Annotated in this window: 18 protein-coding genes; 9 read left to right on the top strand and 9 right to left on the bottom strand. The window is 73.0% G+C overall.

Going from position 1 to position 18710, the window contains the following annotated elements; genetic code table 11:
• Positions 1-9: 9 nt before the first annotated feature.
• Complete coding sequence (locus OG295_RS12670; protein ID WP_371676979.1) at positions 10-666, top strand: TetR/AcrR family transcriptional regulator; 657 nt, start codon at positions 10-12, stop codon at positions 664-666.
• Between the two features lie 27 nt (positions 667-693).
• Here the strand turns inward: OG295_RS12670 and OG295_RS12665 are convergent, their stop codons facing one another.
• The 3 genes from OG295_RS12665 to OG295_RS12655 all read right to left on the bottom strand — a co-directional run bounded on the left by OG295_RS12665 (position 694) and on the right by OG295_RS12655 (position 3762).
• Entirely contained in the window at positions 694-2346 is a 1653-nt protein-coding gene (locus tag OG295_RS12665) for a phospho-sugar mutase (RefSeq protein WP_371676978.1), read from the bottom strand.
• Between the two features lie 31 nt (positions 2347-2377).
• Positions 2378-3184, bottom strand: coding sequence for a purine-nucleoside phosphorylase (locus OG295_RS12660; protein WP_371676977.1), 807 nt, complete (start codon positions 3182-3184; stop codon positions 2378-2380).
• Between the two features lie 140 nt (positions 3185-3324).
• Positions 3325-3762 carry a gamma-glutamylcyclotransferase gene (locus tag OG295_RS12655; protein WP_030231145.1) on the bottom strand — a complete coding sequence of 146 codons (438 nt, stop codon included), beginning with the start codon at positions 3760-3762 and terminating at the stop codon, positions 3325-3327.
• 184 nt (positions 3763-3946) lie between these two features.
• On the opposite strand from OG295_RS12655, the gene OG295_RS12650 reads away from it, so the two are divergent.
• Both OG295_RS12650 and OG295_RS12645 read left to right on the top strand, forming a co-directional pair.
• Positions 3947-5386 carry an NAD(P)H-quinone dehydrogenase gene (locus tag OG295_RS12650; protein ID WP_371676976.1) on the top strand — a complete coding sequence of 480 codons (1440 nt, stop codon included), beginning with the start codon at positions 3947-3949 and terminating at the stop codon, positions 5384-5386.
• Between the two features lie 223 nt (positions 5387-5609).
• A complete protein-coding gene (locus OG295_RS12645; RefSeq protein WP_371681175.1) occupies positions 5610-6548 on the top strand; it encodes a DeoR/GlpR family DNA-binding transcription regulator in 939 nt (312 codons plus the stop codon).
• Between the two features lie 147 nt (positions 6549-6695).
• Here the strand turns inward: OG295_RS12645 and OG295_RS12640 are convergent, their stop codons facing one another.
• On the bottom strand, positions 6696-8459 hold the full coding sequence (locus OG295_RS12640; protein ID WP_371676975.1) for a biotin carboxylase N-terminal domain-containing protein: 1764 nt from the start codon (positions 8457-8459) through the stop codon (positions 6696-6698).
• A 377-nt stretch (positions 8460-8836) separates the two neighbouring features.
• Between OG295_RS12640 and OG295_RS12635 the strand changes: the two genes are divergently transcribed.
• Positions 8837-9274 (top strand): hypothetical protein, encoded by a 438-nt coding sequence (locus tag OG295_RS12635; protein ID WP_371676974.1) that lies wholly within the window; start codon positions 8837-8839, stop codon positions 9272-9274.
• Here OG295_RS12635 and OG295_RS12630 read toward each other — a convergent pair.
• The 4 genes from OG295_RS12630 to OG295_RS12615 form a co-directional block, all read right to left on the bottom strand.
• Complete coding sequence (locus OG295_RS12630; protein ID WP_371676973.1) at positions 9255-9872, bottom strand: nucleoside triphosphate pyrophosphatase; 618 nt, start codon at positions 9870-9872, stop codon at positions 9255-9257. The two genes, OG295_RS12635 and OG295_RS12630, sit on opposite strands and share 20 nt — an antisense overlap.
• 37 nt (positions 9873-9909) lie before the next feature.
• The gene (mmpB, locus tag OG295_RS12625; RefSeq protein WP_256462239.1) at positions 9910-10044 is read right to left on the bottom strand and encodes a morphogenic membrane protein MmpB; all 135 of its coding nucleotides are present in this window, start codon (positions 10042-10044) and stop codon (positions 9910-9912) included.
• 120 nt (positions 10045-10164) lie between these two features.
• Entirely contained in the window at positions 10165-10377 is a 213-nt protein-coding gene (locus OG295_RS12620; RefSeq protein ID WP_371676972.1) for an acyl-CoA carboxylase epsilon subunit, read from the bottom strand.
• A 22-nt stretch (positions 10378-10399) separates the two neighbouring features.
• On the bottom strand, positions 10400-11992 hold the full coding sequence (locus OG295_RS12615) for an acyl-CoA carboxylase subunit beta (RefSeq protein WP_371676971.1): 1593 nt from the start codon (positions 11990-11992) through the stop codon (positions 10400-10402).
• Between the two features lie 131 nt (positions 11993-12123).
• Here OG295_RS12615 and OG295_RS12610 point away from each other — a divergent pair, with 131 nt between their 5' ends.
• The 5 genes from OG295_RS12610 (at position 12124) to hutH (ending at position 18150) form a co-directional block, all read left to right on the top strand.
• Complete coding sequence (locus OG295_RS12610) at positions 12124-12990, top strand: biotin--[acetyl-CoA-carboxylase] ligase (protein WP_371676970.1); 867 nt, start codon at positions 12124-12126, stop codon at positions 12988-12990.
• A gap of 294 nt (positions 12991-13284) precedes the next feature.
• Positions 13285-14460, top strand: a complete 1176-nt coding sequence (locus tag OG295_RS12605; RefSeq protein WP_371676969.1) for an adenylate/guanylate cyclase domain-containing protein — start codon at positions 13285-13287, stop codon at positions 14458-14460.
• Positions 14461-14489: 29 nt separating this feature from the next.
• On the top strand, positions 14490-15293 hold the full coding sequence (locus OG295_RS12600; RefSeq protein ID WP_266841825.1) for an enoyl-CoA hydratase-related protein: 804 nt from the start codon (positions 14490-14492) through the stop codon (positions 15291-15293).
• A 102-nt stretch (positions 15294-15395) separates the two neighbouring features.
• Complete coding sequence (locus OG295_RS12595) at positions 15396-16514, top strand: diguanylate cyclase domain-containing protein (protein WP_371676968.1); 1119 nt, start codon at positions 15396-15398, stop codon at positions 16512-16514.
• Positions 16515-16608: 94 nt separating this feature from the next.
• The gene (gene hutH, locus OG295_RS12590; protein WP_371681174.1) at positions 16609-18150 is read left to right on the top strand and encodes a histidine ammonia-lyase; all 1542 of its coding nucleotides are present in this window, start codon (positions 16609-16611) and stop codon (positions 18148-18150) included.
• A 97-nt stretch (positions 18151-18247) separates the two neighbouring features.
• Here the strand turns inward: hutH and OG295_RS12585 are convergent, their stop codons facing one another.
• A complete protein-coding gene (locus OG295_RS12585) occupies positions 18248-18676 on the bottom strand; it encodes an LPXTG cell wall anchor domain-containing protein (protein ID WP_371676967.1) in 429 nt (142 codons plus the stop codon).
• Positions 18677-18710: the final 34 nt, after the last annotated feature.

Genomic DNA, 18710 nt, shown 5'->3' with positions numbered 1-18710 from the left:
AAAGAGGGCATGCCGAAGCAGGTAGACCCCGAACTCCGCCGCCGCGAGGTCGTCGACGCCCTCTTCCGGGTCGTCGTCCGGGACGGGCTCCAGCGCGCCTCGCTGCGTGCCGTCGCCGACGAGGCCGGGCTCAACATCGGCTCCGTGCGGCACTATTTCGCCGGGCAGCGGGAGCTGATGGACTTCGCGATGCGCTCGATGCTCGACCGGCTCGGGAGCCGGATCCTGGAGCGGGTGGAGGAGATCGGCGGGCTGGAGAACCACCCCCGGCCCCGGCGGCTGCGCCTGGCCGCCGATCTGCTGGGCGAGCTGCTCCCGCTCGACGAGCGGCGCCGGGCCGAGGTCACCGTCTTCCTCGACTTCACGGCCGCCGCGCGCACCAATCCGGAGTTCGCGGACCTCGCGCGGGAGACCGCCGTCGGCGCGCGGGCCCTCGTACGGCGGGTCCTGGACCGGCTGGAGGCGGCCGGGGAGCTGCGTCCCGGGCTTGAGCCCGTGCTGGAGACCGAGCGGCTCGCCGCGCTGCTGGACGGGCTGTGCCTGAGCGCGGTGCTGCACCCCGGTCTGCTCGGGCCGGAGCGGTGCCGTGCCGTACTGGACGCGCACCTGGCCGGGCTGGCGCGGTCTGCCGCCGGGAACGCCGACGGCCCCCTCAGCCGGGGCTGAGGGGGCCGGGTGGGGCGGGAGGGGCTCTTAGAGGCCCATCGCCGCCGAGAGGTCCTTCTTGACCGCGTCCAGGATCTCCTGGCCGGTCACGCGGGCGCCCGACAGGTCCGAGGCCTCGGCCACCGGGACCACGACCTCCAGGTAGCACTTGAGCTTGGGCTCGGTGCCCGACGGGCGGCAGATCACCCGGGCCTTGTAGGCGCCGTCCAGGTAGTAGCGCAGGCCGTCCGTGGGCGGGAGCCGGTCCGTGCCCCGGTTCAGGTCCTCCGCCGAGACCACGCGCAGGCCCGCCAGGGAGACCGGCGGTTCGGCGCGCAGCGCGGCCATGGCGTTCGCGATGACCGACAGGTCCTCCACGCGCACCGACAGCTGGTCGGTGTGGTGCAGGCCGTGTTCCATCGCCAGGTCGTCCAGCAGGTCGGTCAGGGTGCGGCCCTGCTCCTTGAGGACCGAGGCCAGCTCCGCCACCAGCAGGGCGGCGGTGACGCCGTCCTTGTCGCGGACGCCCTCGGGGTCCACGCAGTAGCCGAGCGCCTCCTCGTAGCCGTAGCGCAGACCCTCGACGCGGGCGATCCACTTGAAGCCCGTCAGGGTCTCCTCGTAGCCGACGCCGGCCGCCTCCGCGATCCGGCCCAGGAGGGAGGACGAGACGATCGATTCCGCGAAGACGCCGCGGGCGCCCTTGTGGACCAGGTGGGCCGCCAGCAGCGCGCCGACCTCGTCGCCGCGCAGCATCCGCCAGCCGCCGTTGTCCGGGACGGCCACCGCGCAGCGGTCCGCGTCCGGGTCGTTGGCGATGACGATGTCGGGCTGTACTTCGGCGGCCTTCGCGAAGGACAGGTCCATCGCGCCCGGCTCCTCCGGGTTGGGGAAGGCGACCGTCGGGAAGGCCGGGTCCGGCTCCGCCTGCTCGGCGACGAGCACCGGCGTCGGGAAGCCGTGGCGCGCGAAGGCGGCCAGGACCACGTCCTTGCCGACGCCGTGCATGGCCGTGTAGACGGTCCGCACGCCGCGCGGGGACCCGGGGGTCAGCACGGCGTCCGTACGCTCCAGGTACGCCTCCAGGACCTCGTCGCCGAGGTCCTGCCAGCCGGAGCCGGGGCGGGGGACGGAGTCCAGCGTGGTGACCTCGGCGATCTCCGCCGCGATCTCCGTGTCCGCCGGGGAGACGATCTGCGAGCCGTCGCCGAGGTAGACCTTGTAGCCGTTGTCCCGGGGCGGGTTGTGGCTCGCGGTCACCTCGACGCCGGCGACGGCGCCCAGGTGCCTTATGGCGTACGCGAGGACCGGCGTGGGGAGCGGCCGGGGCAGGACGGCCGCGCGCAGTCCGGCGCCGGTCATCACGGCGGCGGTGTCGCGGGCGAAGTCCGCCGACTTGTAGCGCGCGTCGTAACCGACGACGACCAGACCGTCGGCGTGGCCCTGGGCCTTCAGGTAGGCCGCCAGGCCCGCCGCCGCCCGGATGACCACGGCGCGGTTCATCCGCATCGGGCCCGCGCCGAGCTCGCCGCGCAGACCGGCGGTGCCGAACTGCAGCGTGCCGGAGAAACGGTCCGCGAGCTCCGCGGTGTCACCGGCCTCGACGAGGGCGGCGAGCTCCGCCGCCGTCTCCGGGTCCGGGTCCTCGGCCAGCCAGGCCTGGGCCCGGGTGATCAGGTCGTCCTGTGCCTGTTCCTGCACTGCTTCCGCCTTACCTCTCGTACGTCGTCGATCAGATGCGGGCGAGGACCTGCGTCAGCAGCGTGCCCATGCGGGCGGCCGAGTCGCGGCCGGCCTGGAGGACCTCTTCGTGGTTCAGCGGCTCGCCGGACAGGCCGGCCGCCAGGTTGGTGACCAGGGAGATGCCCAGGACCTCGGCGCCGGCCTCACGGGCGGCGATGGCCTCCAGCACGGTGGACATGCCGACCAGGTCGGCGCCCATCACGCGGATCATGTTGATTTCGGCCGGGGTCTCGTAGTGCGGGCCGGGGAACTGGACGTAGACGCCCTCCTCCAGGCTCGCGTCGATCTCCTTGCACATCGCGCGCAGGCGCGGCGAGTACAGGTCGGTGAGGTCCACGAAGTTCGCGCCGACGATCGGCGAGGTGGCCGTCAGGTTGAGGTGGTCGCTGATCAGGACGGGCTGGCCGGGCTTCATGCCCTCGCGCAGACCGCCGCAGCCGTTGGTCAGGACGACGGTCTTGCAGCCGGCGGCGACGGCGGTGCGGACGCCGTGCGCGACGGCGGCGACGCCGCGGCCCTCGTAGTAGTGGGTCCGGCCGAGGAAGAGCAGCGCGCGCTTCTCGCCGATCTTGTACGAGCGGATCTTGCCGCCGTGGCCCTCGACGGCCGGGGGCGGGAAGCCGGGCAGCTCGGTGACCGGGAACTCGGCCTCGGGCGCGCCCAGCGCCTCGGCGGCGGGGGCCCAGCCGGAGCCCATGACGAGGGCGACATCGTGGGAATCGACGCCGGTCAGCTCGCGCAGGCGGGTGGCGGCGGCGTCGGCGTCGGCGAAGGGGTCGGTAACAGATGCGTTCACGCTGACGAGCGTAGCCGCTTATCGCCTACGCGCGTAGATGGCGCAGCTCACGGTGTTCGGATCGTTGCCTTGTCGTTTCCGCCGAAACGTCCCCCGTGGTCCCGGTCCGGCCTTGAGGGCCGGTCGGGGAGCCGTGGAGGTCAGCAGGGGCGCTTGCGGAGTTCCATCACGTAGTCGTGCGGGGCGCCGGCCGATTCGGCGGCGTCGGCGATCTCGCCCAGGTACCGCGCCGAGGGCAGGCCGCCCTCGTAGCCGTTGAGCACGTACACCCAGGCGGCCTCCTCGCCGTCCAGGGTGTGGACCCGGATCCGCATGCGCCGGTAGATGTCCAGACCGACGCCCTCCCAGCGGTCCATGGAGTCCTCGTCCAGCGGGGCGATGTCGTAGAGGGCGACGAAGACCTGGTGGCGGGGGGCTTCGACGATCGTGGCGAGGGCGCCCTCCCACCCCATCTGCTCGCCGCCGAAGGTCAGCCGCCAGTCGTTGATCCAGCCCGTGCCGCGCAGCGGCGAATGCGGAGCGCGGCGCGTCATCAGCCGCGGGTCGAGGTTGCCGGCGTACGCGGCGTAGAGCGACATGAGGTCGAGGGTACGGGAGGGGCGGCCCGGCCCGCGTGCCCGGATGGCGCACCGGGGTCGGGACCGGGGGCGAAGCACCTTGATGAGTGCGGGACAATGGAGCACGGAATGCATCCCCCGGGGAGACCCCCCGGACCGCCGGCCGGGGCGGCAGCCGGCCGGGTAGACGTGAGGCGGACTTTTCGTGACCCGGATCGTGATCATCGGCGGCGGACCCGGCGGGTATGAGGCGGCCCTGGTGGGGGCCCAGCTCGGCGCGGAGGTGACCGTCGTCGACTGCGACGGTCTGGGCGGGGCGTCGGTGCTCACCGACTGCGTGCCCTCGAAGACTCTCATCGCGACCGCCGAGGTCATGACGACCTTCGACTCGTCGTACGAGGAACTGGGCATCGTCGTCGCGGACGACACCCCGCCCATGGAGCAGGCCGCGCGCGTCGTCGGCGTGGACCTCGGCAAGGTGAACCGGCGCGTCAAGCGCCTCGCGCTCGCCCAGTCCCACGACATCACCGCGTCCGTGACCCGGGCCGGCGCCCGCGTGCTGCGCGGCCGCGGCAAGCTCGGCGGCCCGCAGGGCATCGACGGGACCCGGGACGTCATCGTCACCGCGGCCGACGGCACGGAGACGATCCTGACCGCCGACGCGGTGCTGATCGCCACCGGCGGCACCCCCCGCGAGATCCCGGACGCGATGCCCGACGGGGAGCGGATCCTGAACTGGACCCAGGTCTACGACCTGGAGGAGCTCCCCGAGGAGCTCATCGTGGTCGGCTCGGGCGTGACCGGCGCCGAGTTCGCCGGCGCGTACCAGGCCCTCGGCTCCCGGGTGACCCTGGTGTCCTCGCGCGACCGCGTGCTGCCGGGCGAGGACCCCGACGCGGCGGCCGTGCTGGAGGACGTCTTCCGGCGCCGCGGCATGAACGTGGTCGGCCGCTCGCGCGCCGAGTCCGTCAAGCGGGTCGGGGACCGGGTCGAGGTCACCCTGTCCGACGGGCGGGTCATCACCGGCTCGCACTGCCTGATGGCCGTCGGCGCCATCCCGAACACCCAGAACATGAACCTGGAGGAGTCCGGGGTCCGGCTCAAGGACTCGGGCCACATCTGGACCGACAAGGTCTCGCGCACCTCCTCGCCGGGCGTGTACGCGGCCGGTGACGTGACCGGGGTCTTCGCGCTGGCCTCCGTGGCCGCCATGCAGGGCCGCATCGCGATGTACCACTTCCTCGGCGACGCGGTGACCCCGCTGAACCTGAAGACGGTCTCCTCGAACGTCTTCACCGACCCGGAGATCGCCACCGTCGGCTACACCCAGGCCGACGTGGACGCGGGCAAGATCGACGCCCGGGTGGTGAAGCTGCCGCTGCTGCGCAACCCGCGCGCGAAGATGCAGGGCATCCGGGACGGCTTCGTGAAGATGTTCTGCCGTCCGGGCACCGGCATCGTGGTCGGCGGCGTGGTCGTCTCGCCGCGCGCGAGCGAGCTCATCCACCCGATCTCGATCGCGGTCGACAACAACCTGACGGTCGAGCAGATCGCAAACGCGTTCACCGTGTACCCCTCCCTGTCCGGTTCGATCGCGGAAGTGGCACGCCAGTTGCACACCCGCAAGGCGGCGGGCGAGGCGTAGGCTCCGGGCAACCGCCCCTGCCCGTAAGGGGTTTGGGGCGGTCGTCGAGGTCGGGGGCGGATCGGCCCCGGTGCCGCGCCCGGCAGTCGGTCCGCGTATACCACCAGTCGACCCGCCGTATGGACAACTTCGGTATTCCGGCGCAAAGAGCTGAAAGCAGTCGGTCGCTGGGGTTACTGTCAGTTTCGTGTTCGCTGCAGAACGTCGCCAATTGATCCTCGAAATGGTGCGGGCCAACGGAGCGGTATCGCTCCGGGAGCTCGCCCGCGTCGTCCAGACCTCCGAAGTGACCGTACGGCGGGACGTGCGGGCACTGGAGGCAGAAGGACTCCTCGACCGCCGGCACGGCGGTGCGGTCTTGCCGGGCGGTTTCACGCGGGAGTCCGGCTTTCCGCAAAAGTCCCACCTCGCGACGGCGGAGAAGACCGCCATCGCCGATGTCGCGGCCGGCCTGGTCGAAGAGGGCGAGGCCGTGGTCGTCGGCGCGGGGACGACCACCCAGGAGCTGGCCCGCCGGCTCGCCCGGGTGCCCGGTCTCACCGTCGTCACCAACTCGCTGCTCGTCGCCCAGGCGCTGGCACACGCCAACCGGGTCGAGGTGGTGATGACCGGCGGCACCCTGCGCGGGTCCAACTACGCCCTCGTCGGCAGCGGGGCCGAACAGTCCCTCCAGGGGCTGCGGGTGTCCCGGGCCTTCCTGTCCGGGAGCGGGCTGACCGCCGAACGGGGGCTGTCCACCTCCAACATGCTCTCCGCGAGCGTGGACCGGGCGCTGGTGCAGGCCGCGGCCGAGGTGGTGGTGCTCGCCGACCACACGAAGCTCGGCACCGACACCATGTTCCAGACCGTGCCCACGGACATCATGACGCGGCTGGTGACGGACGAGCCGCCGCCCCACGACGACCGGGCCGCCACCGAGCTCCAGGCGCTGGCCGACCAGGGCGTGCAGATCACCGTGGCGGGCTCCTCGGCGGCCTCCGGCGGGGGTCACGGCGGAGCCCCGGGCGGGGACGGCATGCAGGGGCGCAGGCCCCGCCGGGAGTCCCCCCTGCCGGTCCAGCGGCGCGGCGGCCCCACCGACCGGCTGCGCAGCGCTCCCGCCTCGATGCTGGAGCAGCAGGCCGGCGAACGGGCGCGCGTCGCGGACATGCGGCGCCGCTGACCCCGGACCGTTCCCGGACGGTGTCCGCCGGGCGGCTCCCGCCAGGGTGGCCCGCCGTGCACCGCCCGGACGGTCCGGACGACGACGAGGCCCCGCCCGGTCAGCCGGGCGGGGCCTCGTCCTCGTTGCGCGGTGCGGTCCCGGACGTCAGTCCTTGATCTCGCAGATGGTGGCGCCGGAGGTGAGGGAGGCGCCGACCTCGGCGTTCAGGCCCACGATGGTGCCCGAGCGGTGCGCGTTGAGGGGCTGCTCCATCTTCATGGCCTCCAGGACGACGACGAGGTCGCCCTCGTTGACCTGCTGTCCCTCCTCGACGGCCACCTTGACGATGGTGCCCTGCATCGGGGAGGCGAGGGTGTCGCCCGAGGCGGCCGGGCCGGACTTCTTGGCGGCGCGGCGCTTGGGCTTCGCCCCGCCCGCGGCGGCGGTGCGGGCCAGGGTCATGCCCAGCGAGGACGGGAGGGAGACCTCCAGGCGCTTGCCGCCGACCTCGACGACCACGGTCTCGCGGCCCGGCTCGTCCTCGGTGTCCTCGGCCGCCGGTACGACGAAGGCCGGGATCTCGTTGACGAACTCGGTCTCGATCCAGCGGGTGAAGACCGTGAAGGGGCTGCCGTCGGTGGGCGCGAAGGCGGGGTCGGCGACGACCGCGCGGTGGAAGGGGATGGCGGTGGCCATGCCCTCGACCTCGAACTCGGCCAGGGCGCGGGCGGCCCGCTGGAGGGCCTGCTCACGGGTGGCACCGGTGACGATCAGCTTGGCCAGCAGGGAGTCCCAGGCGGGGCCGATGACCGAGCCCGACTCGACGCCGGTGTCCAGGCGCACGCCGGGACCGGTGGGCGCGGCGAACTTGGTGACGGTGCCCGGCGCGGGCAGGAAGCCGCGGCCCGGGTCCTCGCCGTTGATGCGGAACTCGAAGGAGTGGCCGCGCAGGACGGGGTCGCCGTAGCCGAGCTCCTCGCCGTCGGCGATGCGGAACATCTCGCGGACCAGGTCGATGCCGGCGACCTCTTCGGTGACCGGGTGCTCCACCTGGAGGCGGGTGTTGACCTCCAGGAAGGAGATCAGGCCGTCGGCGGAGACGAGGAACTCGACCGTGCCGGCGCCGACGTAGCCGGCTTCCTTGAGGATCGCCTTGGAGGCGGCGTACAGCTCGGCGTTCTGGGCCTCGCTCAGGAACGGCGCGGGGGCCTCCTCGACGAGCTTCTGGTGACGCCGCTGGAGGGAGCAGTCGCGGGTGGAGACGACGACCACGTTGCCGTGGCTGTCGGCCAGGCACTGGGTCTCCACGTGGCGCGGCTTGTCGAGGTAGCGCTCGACGAAGCACTCGCCGCGGCCGAAGGCGGCGACGGCCTCGCGGACGGCGGAGTCGTAGAGCTCCGGTACCTCTTCGAGGGTGCGGGCGACCTTCAGGCCGCGGCCGCCACCGCCGAAGGCGGCCTTGATCGCGATCGGCAGGCCGTGTTCCCGCGCGAAGGCGACGACCTCGTCGGACCCGGACACCGGGTCGGGGGTGCCCGCGACCAGCGGGGCGCCGGCGCGCTGGGCGATGTGCCGGGCGGCGACCTTGTCGCCGAGGTCGCGGATGGCCTGCGGCGGCGGGCCGATCCAGGTCAGGCCCGCGTCGATGACGGCCTGGGCGAAGTCCGCGTTCTCGGACAGGAAGCCGTATCCGGGATGGATGGCGTCCGCTCCGGAGTCGGCGGCGGCCTGCAGGACCTTCGCGATGTCGAGGTAGCTGGTGGCCGGGGTGTCACCGCCCAACGCGAAAGCTTCGTCTGCCGCGCGGACGTGCAGGGCGTCCCGGTCCGGATCGGCGTAGACGGCTACGCTCGCGATCCCGGCATCCCGGCAGGCCCGAGCAACGCGGACAGCGATTTCGCCACGGTTGGCGATGAGCACCTTGCGCACGATGGCTCCCTCCTTGAAACAAGCTGAGTTTAGGGACAGCCGACACGGCCTTTCGACCCTTCCCCGGTGGTGAGCTTGCCCACACAGAGCGTGATGCGAGCGTCCCTCTGGCGCGAAAGCCCTTGTGTCGCCCCAGGTCAGGGAGATCCCCGACTGCACAGTAACCCCGTTGCACAGTGCAGGTCTCTGTTCGGCGGGTCAGCGGCCCCCGCTGATTCTTTGTCGAGTCCCTACGAACGGCCTATGCATTCTTTGAGTGAGAGCCGTCACGGAGGGCTCCCGTAACGAAGCCGCCCCGACCTCTTGTCCGGAGGTTTACTCGTTAGTAGCCTCCAGTGCGTCGAACACACTTGTGGTGTGCGGGGGATGGGGGCGTCGTGCTGCGCAGACTCGTGGCCGGGCTGGGCGCGCTCGCGCTCGTCGCGGAAGCCGCGGTTCTGGTGCTCGTCCACCTCGTGCTCGGGCGGACCACCGCGAACCAGTCGATGTCCATCGCCGGCAGCGATCCGGACCTCATGAGCAAGGCGACCTACGGGCTGGGGGCGGCCATCGGCGCCTTCTTCCTGCTGGGCGCCGTCCTGCTCGCCCTGACGGCGCTGCGGGACCGCCCGCCCGGCCGCTTCGCCCGCGTCGTGCTGATCGCCGCCGCCCTGGCCCACGTACTGCTCGGCGCCATCGCCGCGGCGCTCGTCGGCTGGGGAGCCTTCACGGCGGCGATGGTGATCCTCTGTCTGCTCGTCCTGACCCTGACGCTCTACGCCGGGGACCGGGACGAGCCGGGACGCGTCGAGGGGCTCAGGCCCACAAGTCCGTGATGGACACGTCCAGTTCGCCCAGCAGGGAGCGCAGCAGGGGCATCGACAGGCCGATGACGTTGCCGTGGTCCCCGTCGATGCCGTCGATGAACGGAGCCGACAGCCCGTCCAGGGTGAACGCCCCGGCCACGTGCAGCGGCTCGCCGCTCGCCACGTAGGCCGCCACCTCCGCGTCCGATGGCTCGCCGAAGCGGACCGTCGTCGAAGCGGTGGCCGAGACCTGACGCCCGGTCGTCGTGTCGATCACGCAGTGCCCCGTGCGCAGCACCCCGGCGCGTCCGCGCATCGCCTTCCAGCGGGCCGTGGCCTCCGCCGCGTCGGCCGGCTTGCCCAGGGCCTCGCCGTCCAGCTCCAGCACGGAGTCGCAGCCGATCACCAGCGCGCCCGCGGCCTCCGCCAGGCCCGCCACCACACCCGCCTTGGCCTCGGCCAGGGCCAGCGCCAGACCGGCCGGCTCGTCGTGGCTGAGGGTGTCCTCGTCGAACCCGCTGACGATCACGTGCGGGGCCAGCCCGGCCTGCCGCAGCAGGTTCAGCCGGGCGGGGGAGGCGGAGGCGAGGACGAGCGTGCGCTGTGGCTCTACGGTCATGGGGGCCATCGTAGGGCGGCCGCGGCCGTGCCACCGGGCCGTCCCCCTAGAAGGGGGCGATGCCGAGCACGTACACCCCGACGACCATCGCGAGGGCGAGCACGACGAGCAGCCGCCTGAGCATCGCCTGGGCGTCGCGCATGTCCTTCGGCGGCTCGTTCTTCGGGTCTGACCAGAGCATGCTCCGATCCTTGCCCCGGGACGCCGGTGGCGCCTGAGTACTCGTACTCAGGCGCCACCGTCCGTTCGCGCCATCTTCGGGGCGCCCGGCCTTCGCCGGGCCGTCCCGCGGCCGGCTCCGTCAGTGCTGGCCGGGCCAGTACGTACGGCCCCACGCGCGCGGACCGGGCTGCGGCAGCCGGTGCCGCGCCACCCGGCGCGGAGCGGCCCACTCGTCCGGGACCCGGGGCGCGCCCGACGGGGCCGAGGCCAGCGCCGCCGCGCGCGCTTGGACCACCGCCAGTGCGGCGGCCAGCTCCTCGGGGGTCGGGTTGCCCTTGACGACCTTGATCATCACTGTGAGCTCCTCGGGGGGCCTAGAGGGGGATGTTGCCGTGCTTCTTCGGAGGCAGGGACTCCCGCTTGGTCCGCAGCTGGCGCAGCCCCTTGACCACGTGGGCGCGGGTCTCGGACGGCATGGTCACCGCGTCGATGTAACCGCGCTCGGCCGCCGTGTAGGGGTTGAGCAGCGCGTCCTCGTACTCGGCGATCAGCCGGGCGCGCACCTCCTCGACCTCATTCTCCCCCGCTTCGGCGATCGTGCGCCGGTGCAGGATGTTCACCGCGCCCTGCGCGCCCATGACGGCGATCTGCGCGGTGGGCCAGGCCAGGTTCAGGTCGGCGCCGAGGTGCTTGGAGCCCATGACGTCGTAGGCGCCGCCGAAGGCCTTGCGGGTGATGACGGTGATCAGGGGGACGGTGGCCTCGGCGTAGGCGTAGATCAGCTTCGCGCCGCGCCGGATGATGCCGTTGTACTCCTGGTCGGTGCCCGGCAGGAAGCCCGGGACGTCGACGAACGTCAGCACCGGCACGTTGAAGGCGTCGCAGGTCCGCACGAACCGCGCCGCCTTCTCGGAGGCGTTGATGTCCAGGCAGCCGGCGAACTGCATCGGCTGGTTGGCGACGATGCCCACGGGGTGGCCCTCGACGCGGCCGAAGCCGGTGAGGATGTTCGGGGCGAACAGCGACTGCGTCTCCAGGAACTCGCCGTCGTCCAGCACGTGCTCGATCACGGTGTGCATGTCGTACGGCTGGTTCGCGCTGTCGGGGATCAGCGTGTCGAGTTCGAGGTCGGAGTCCGAGACCTCGGTGTCCGCCTCCTCCGGGAAGGAGGGCGGCTCGGAGAGGTTGTTCGACGGCAGGTACGCCAGCAGGGACTTGACGTACTCGATGGCGTCCTTCTCGTCGCCCGCCATGTGGTGCGCCACGCCCGAGGTGGAGTTGTGGGTGCGCGCACCGCCCAGCTCCTCGAAGCCGACGTCCTCGCCGGTGACCGTCTTGATGACGTCCGGGCCGGTGATGAACATGTGCGAGGTCTGGTCGACCATGACGGTGAAGTCGGTGATCGCCGGGGAGTACACGGCACCGCCGGCGCAGGGGCCGACGATCAGGCTGATCTGCGGGATCACGCCGGACGCGTGCACGTTGCGGCGGAAGATCTCGCCGTACATGCCGAGCGCGCTGACGCCCTCCTGGATGCGGGCGCCGCCGGAGTCGTTGATGCCGACGAGGGGGCAGCCGGTCTTCAGCGCGAAGTCCATGACCTTCATGATCTTCTGGCCGTAGACCTCGCCGAGGGCTCCGCCGAAGACGGTGAAGTCCTGCGAGAACACCGCCACCGGGCGGCCGTCCACCGTGCCGTAGCCGGTGACGACGCCGTCGCCGTAGGGGCGGGTCTTCTCCAGGCCGAAGCTGGTGGAGCGGTGCCGGGCGAACTCGTCCAGCTCTACGAAGGACCCCTCGTCCAACAGCAGCGCGACGCGCTCACGCGCCGTCAGCTTGCCCTTGGCGTGCTGCTTCTCGACGGCCCGCGCGGAACCGGCGTGGGTGGCTTCCTCGACGCGGCGCCGCAGGTCCGCGAGCTTGCCCGCGGTCGTGTGCATGTCGATCGGCTCTGAGGGTTGGGACATCGGGGTCGCGGCTCCCTGTGTGGTGTCAACTGCCTGGTCAATTGATTGACTGCTGCTGGCTACTGGTGCGTAGCGTATCGGCGGGCATGGCGCTCGGCAGTGCGGCGTTTGACACACCTAATGTGGCTTGCATGACGCCATCAGATGCAGCAGCCGGACCCTCCGCGGGACGCTGGTCGAGCCTGGACCGGCCTCCCCTCAACGCCGCCGCCCTGCGCCGGGCCCTCGTCGTCGAGGGCGGCCTGTGGACCTCCCTGGAGGTGGTCCCCGCCACCGGCTCCACCAACACCGACCTCGCCGGGAGGGCCGCGGACCTGCCGGAGGGGGCCGTGCTGGTCGCCGAGGAGCAGACCGCCGGGCGGGGCCGCCTGGACCGCAGCTGGACGGCTCCGGCGCGGTCGGGGCTGTTCTTCTCCGTCCTGCTCAAGCCCGGGGAGGAGGTGCCGCAGGAGCGGTGGGGATGGCTGACCCTGCTGGCCGGGGTGGCCGCCGCGCAGGGTCTGTCCCGGGCGGCGGGCGTGGACACCTCCCTGAAATGGCCCAACGACCTGCTGGTCACGGTGGACGGGGAGGAGCGCAAGGCCGCCGGGATCCTCGCGGAGCGGGTCGCGGACGGGGTCGTGGTCGGGATCGGGCTCAACGTCACGCTGACCGAGGACGAGCTGCCGGTGCCGGCGGCGGGGTCGCTGCTGCTGGCGAAGGCGACGGTGACGGACCGGGAGCCGCTGCTCAAGGCGGTGCTGCGGACACTGGAGGAGTGGTACGGGCGCTGGCGCGCGGCCGGCGGGGACCCGGCCGAGAGCGGCCTCCAGGAGGCGTACGCGGCGGGCTGCGCGACCCTGGGCCGGCACGTCCGCGCAGAGCTGCCCGGCGGGCGCTCCCTCACCGGAACGGCCGAAGCGGTGGACGTGGACGGGCGGCTGGTGATCCGGACGCCGGAGGAGGAGCGGGAGGCGGTGGGCGCGGGCGACGTGGTGCACCTGCGCTCCGTGCGCTGACGCGGGCCGCCGTGGCGGCGGGACAGGCGCCGGAGCCACCCGCTCCGGCGCCGGGCCCGGTGGGCCGCCGTCCCGGGGCTCCGGCCCCGGATCCCCGCGCCTCGAACGCCGGCGGGGCCGGATCCGGGCCGGTGCGGGAGGCCCCGTCCGGCATTCGGCGCCCCGGAGGCGAGGAGGAACCCCAAAATTGTGGGGGAGTGAGCTACGGCACACCTGCCGTATGGTTTAGGCGATCGCGGTCCCGCGGTGATCACCCGGTTTCGCAGTGCGCACGGAATGGACAGGAGGCGGCCCTTGACCGTCGACGACTCTACGTCCAGCGCGTCCGGGTCCGGTCCGGGCCCGGGGAGCGGCTCCGGCTCGGGGCCCGGGACGCCGATCGGGCGCGACCAGCACACCCCGATGCACGAGGTGGACCACACCGCCCAGCCCACGGCCGACCCGCTCGCGATCCGGCTGGAGCAGCTGATCCTGGGCGCCGAGCGGCGCTACACGCCCTTCCAGGCCGCCCGCAGCGCCGGGGTGTCGATGGAGCTGGCCTCGCGCTTCTGGCGGGCCATGGGCTTCGCGGACATCGGGCAGGCGCGCGCGCTGACGGAGGCCGACGTGCTGGCGCTGCGCCGCCTGGCCGGTCTCGTGGAGGCGGGGCTGCTCAGCGAGCCGATGGCCGTGCAGGTGGCCCGGTCCACCGGGCAGACCACCGCCCGGTTGGCGGAGTGGCAGATCGATTCCTTCCTGGAGGGCCTGACGGAGCCGCCCGAGCCCGGCATGACCCGTACCGAGGTGACGTACCCGCTGGTCGAGCTGCTGCTGCCGGAGCTGGAGGAGTTCCTCGTCTACGTGTGGCGCCGCCAGCTCGCGGCCGCCACCGGCCGGGTCGTGCAGGTCGCGGACGACGAGGAGATGGTCGACCGCAGGCTCGCGGTGGGATTCGCGGACCTGGTGGGCTTCACCCGGCTGACGCGCCGGCTGGAGGAGGAGGAGCTCGGCGAGCTGGTCGAGGCCTTCGAGACCACGGCCGCGGACCTGGTGGCGGCGCACGGCGGCCGGCTCATCAAGACCCTCGGCGACGAGGTGCTGTACTGCGCAGACGACTCGGCGACGGCGGCGGAGATCGCGCTGCGGCTGATCGAGACGATGGAGGCCGATCCCCAGATGCCGGAGCTGCGGGTCGGGATCGCCTTCGGGACCGTGACGACCCGGATGGGCGACGTGTTCGGCACGACCGTGAACCTCGCCTCGCGGCTGACCTCCATAGCCCCGAAGGACGCCGTGCTGGTGGACGGGGCGATGGCCGAGGAGCTGAGCCGGACCGGAGCCGCGCCGAAGTCGGAGAAGGGCGCCGAGGCCGAGGAGGGCGGCGGCTCGTACCGTTTCGCGCTCCAGCCGATGTGGCAGCGGCCGGTCCGCGGTCTCGGTGTCGTGGAGCCCTGGTCGCTGACGCGCAGGACGCCTAAGATCCCCGGGTAACGTTCGTTAACCGAGAGGGTGGCGTGGCTGTGGACGAGGTCCGGTACGGGGAGTTCGTCGCGGTGCGGCGCCATGGTGACGGCGGAGCCGTCGCCGAGCTGGTGCTGGACCGGCCCAAGGCGATGAACGCCGTTTCCACGGAGATGGCGCGGTCCATCGGGGCGGCCTGCGCGGCGCTCGCCGCCGACGCCTCGGTACGGGTGGTCGTGCTCTCCTCCACCCATGAGCGGGCCTTCTGCGTGGGCGCGGACCTCAAGGAGCGCAACTCCTTCTCGGACGCCGAGCTGGTGCGGCAGCGGCCCACCACCCGGGGGGCCTACGGCGGCGTGCTGGAGCTGCCGATGCCGACCGTCGCCGCGGTGCACGGCTTCGCGCTGGGCGGCGGCTTCGAGCTGGCGCTGGCCTGTGACGTGATCGTGGCCGACGAGACGGCGGTGGTCGGCCTGCCCGAGGTGTCGGTCGGCGTGATCCCCGGCGGCGGCGGTACGCAGCTGCTGCCCCGGCGGGTCGGGGCGGCCCGGGCGGCCGAGCTGATCTTCACGGCCCGGCGGGTGGAGGCCGCGGAGGCGCTCTCCCTGGGCCTGGTGGACTCGCTGGCCCCGGCGGGCGAGGACCGTACGCGGGCCCTGGAGCTGGCGGCGGCGATGGCGGCGAACTCCCCCGTCGGGCTGCGCGCGGCCAAGCGGGCGCTGCGGCTGGGTCACGGGATGGACCTGGCGGCCGGACTGGAGATCGAGGACGCGGCCTGGCGCACGGTGGCCTTCTCCGGGGACCGGGCCGAGGGCGTGGCGGCGTTCAACGAGAAGCGCAAGCCGAACTGGCCGGGGGAGTAGGGCCCCGCTCGCCCGCCCGCCGTCGTCACGCGCTGTGACCGTATGATTGCGGAAATGCGCGCCAACTGTCACTAAATCTGACAAACCCCCTAACCTGGGGCGATGGGAGTTGACGGGCGGCTTCGGGCCGTCGTGGGCCTCGCGCAGGCCATGGCGGCTGCCTGCGCGCCGCGGGACAGCGTCCGGGCCGCCGCCCGGGGCGCACGGGTGGCGATGGACGGGTCCTTCGCCGCCATCTCCGCGTGGGAGCGCGAGCGGGGCCGGCTGCGGGTGCTCGTCAACGAGGGGGAACGGCGGGCCGGGGAGGAGGAGTTCCCGGAGGACGAGTCCTATCCGGTGCACGACTTCCCGGAGATCACCGAGTTCCTGCACGAACGCTGGGCGGGCGGGGGCGGGCCGCACGCCTGGGTCGAGAGCGCGGTCGGCGACCGGCCGGGCCGCCGGGGCGAGGCCCTGCGCCGGCGCGGGCGCGGCAGCTGCGTGGTCGCGCCGATCGTGCTCAGCGGGCGGGCCTGGGGCGAGCTGTACGTCGCCCGGGACGAGGGGCTGCCCGACTTCGACGACGACGACGCCGAGTTCGCGGCGGTCCTCGCGGCGGTGGTCGCGGCCGGACTCGCGCAGAACGAACGGCTGGAGGAGGCGCGCAGGCTGGCCTTCACCGACCCGCTGACCGGGCTCGCGAACCGGCGGGCCGTCGACATGCGGCTCGACGAGGCCCTGGAGGAACACCGGCGCGCCGGAACGGTGGTGAGCCTGGTCGTCTGCGACCTCAACGGCCTCAAGAAGGTCAACGACACCCTCGGGCACGCCATGGGCGACCGGCTGCTGGAGCGGTTCGGCTCGGTGCTGAGCCTGTGCGGGGCCATGCTGGCGGGCACGCTGGTCGCCCGGCTGGGCGGCGACGAGTTCTGCCTGGTGAGCGTGGGGCCCTCGGCCGACGAGGTGGTCCGGGTGACCGAGGAGGTGTGCGTGCGCGCCGCCGAACTGGAGCTGGGCGAAGGGGTGGCCTGCGGGGTCGCGTCCACCGGGGACCCGATCGGGCCGGTCAGGTCCTCGCGCCGGCTCTTCCGGCTGGCGGACGCCGCCCAGTACAAGGCGAAGGCCGCGCGCTCGGCGCAGCCGGTGGTGGCGGGCCGGGACACGGCCGTGGTGCGGCTCGCCGACGCGGCCGCCGCGCGCGAGGCCCCGGGGGAGCGGCGCCGCTTCCGCGGCCGCCAGTGATCCGCTCCGGGTAAGGGGCGGCGGGCGGGCGCGATCGTGACAATGTTGGCTAGTGACATGAAGGGATTCAGTCCGTAGGGTGCTGAATATGGATATGCACACTGTCGTGGTGGGAACGTCCGGGACCACCGCCGAGGACGTCATCGCAGTCGCCCGAGGCAACGCGCGGATCGAGCTGTCCGGCGAGGCCCTGGACGCCCTCGCCCGCGCTCGCGAGATCGTCGACGCGCTCGCCGCCAAGCCCGAACCCGTCTACGGGGTCTCCACCGGGTTCGGCGCCCTCGCCTCCCGTCACATCAGCCCCGAGCTGCGCGCGCAGCTCCAGCGCAACATCGTCCGCTCGCACGCCGCCGGCATGGGCCCGCGCGTCGAGCGGGAGGTCGTGCGCGCCCTGATGTTCCTGCGCCTGAAGACGGTGGCCTCCGGGCACACCGGGGTGCGTCCCTCCGTCGCCCAGACCATGGCCGACGTGCTCAACGCCGGGATCACCCCCGTCGTCCACGAGTACGGCTCCCTCGGCTGCTCCGGCGACCTGGCCCCCCTTTCGCACTGCGCGCTCGCGCTGATGGGCGAGGGCGACGCCGAGGGGCCGGACGGCACCGTCCGCCCCGCCGGCGAACTGCTCGCCGAGTACGGCATCGAGCCCGTCGAGCTGCGGGAGAAGGAGGGCCTCGCCCTCCTCAACGGCACCGACGGCATGCTCGGCATGCTGGTCATGGCCCTCGCCGACCTCGACCGGCTCTACAAGTCCGCCGACATCACCGCCGCCCTCACCCTGGAGGCGCTGCTCGGCACCGAGAAGGTGCTCCAGCCCGAGCTGCACGCCATCCGCCCGCACCCCGGCCAGGGCGCCTCCGCCGCCAACATGGCCGCCGTGCTCAAGGGCTCCGGTCTCACCGGGCACTTCCAGGAGGAGTCCGCCCCGCGCGTCCAGGACGCCTACTCCGTGCGCTGCGCCCCGCAGGTCGCCGGCGCGGGCCGCGACACCATGGCGCACGCCGCCCTGGTCGCCTCCCGCGAACTGGCCTCCGCCGTCGACAACCCGGTGGTGCTGCCCGACGGACGCGTGGAGTCCAACGGCAACTTCCACGGCGCGCCCGTCGCCTACGTGCTGGACTTCCTGGCCATCGCCGCCGCCGACCTCGGCTCCATCGCCGAGCGCCGCACCGACCGCCTCCTCGACAAGAACCGCAGCCACGGCCTGCCGCCGTTCCTGGCGGACGACGCCGGTGTGGACTCCGGCCTGATGATCGCCCAGTACACGCAGGCCGCCCTGGTCAGCGAGATGAAGCGGCTGGCCGTTCCGGCCTCCGCCGACTCGATCCCCTCCTCCGCCATGCAGGAGGACCACGTCTCCATGGGGTGGTCGGCCGCGCGCAAGCTGCGTACCGCGATCGACAACCTGACCCGGATCATCGCCATCGAGCTCTACGCGGCCACCCGGGCCATCGAGCTGCGCCACGGCCTCACCCCGGCGCCGGCCAGCCGCGCCGCGATCGCCGCGGCGCGGGAGGCGGGCGTGGAGGGTCCCGGGCCGGATCGTTTCCTCGCCCCCGACCTGGCCGCCGCCGACGCCTTCGTGCGCGCGGGCGGTCTCGTGGCGGCCGTGGAGCCGGTGACGGGCCCGCTGGCCTGATCCGAGGGTCCGCCGCCGCAGTCGTACGAGGGCCGCGCCCCCGGGGATCCGATCCCCGGGGGCGCGGCCCTTTCGCGTACGGCGCCGTACGCGCGGTCTACAGGCTGCGGGAGCGGCGTACGGAGAAGGCCACGAAGCCGGCCCCGAGGCCGAGGCAGAGCGTGCCGCCGACCACGTACGGGGTGGTGTCGGTGCTGCCGGTGTCGGCGAGCGAGAGGGTGACGACGGAGGCCGGCTCCGCCTCGCTGACACCGGCGAGGCTGCCGGTGCCGGTGCCGGTGGTGCCGGTGCCGACGCCGGCGCCCGTATCCGTACCTGTGTCGGTACTGGTGACCGTGCCGGTGTCGGCGGCGGTGACCGTGCCGGTGTCGGCGGCGGTGACGGTGCCCGTGTTGGCGGCGGCGGGTGCGCCGGAGGAGCCCGCCGGATGTCCGGGCGCCGTGGCGTTCGCCGAGGGGACGAACCAGAGGGCGGCGAGGAGGGTGGTCGCTCCGAGAGCGGTGAGCAGCGGTCGAGGTGCGGACACGGTGCGATCCCCCTTGCGGAAGCAGCGAATTGGC

Source organism: Streptomyces sp. NBC_01276, from assembly GCF_041435355.1.
Classification (GTDB): Bacteria; Actinomycetota; Actinomycetes; order Streptomycetales; family Streptomycetaceae; genus Streptomyces.
Note: the sequence above shows the minus strand (reverse complement) of the source record. Positions and strands in the feature narration are given on the sequence as shown.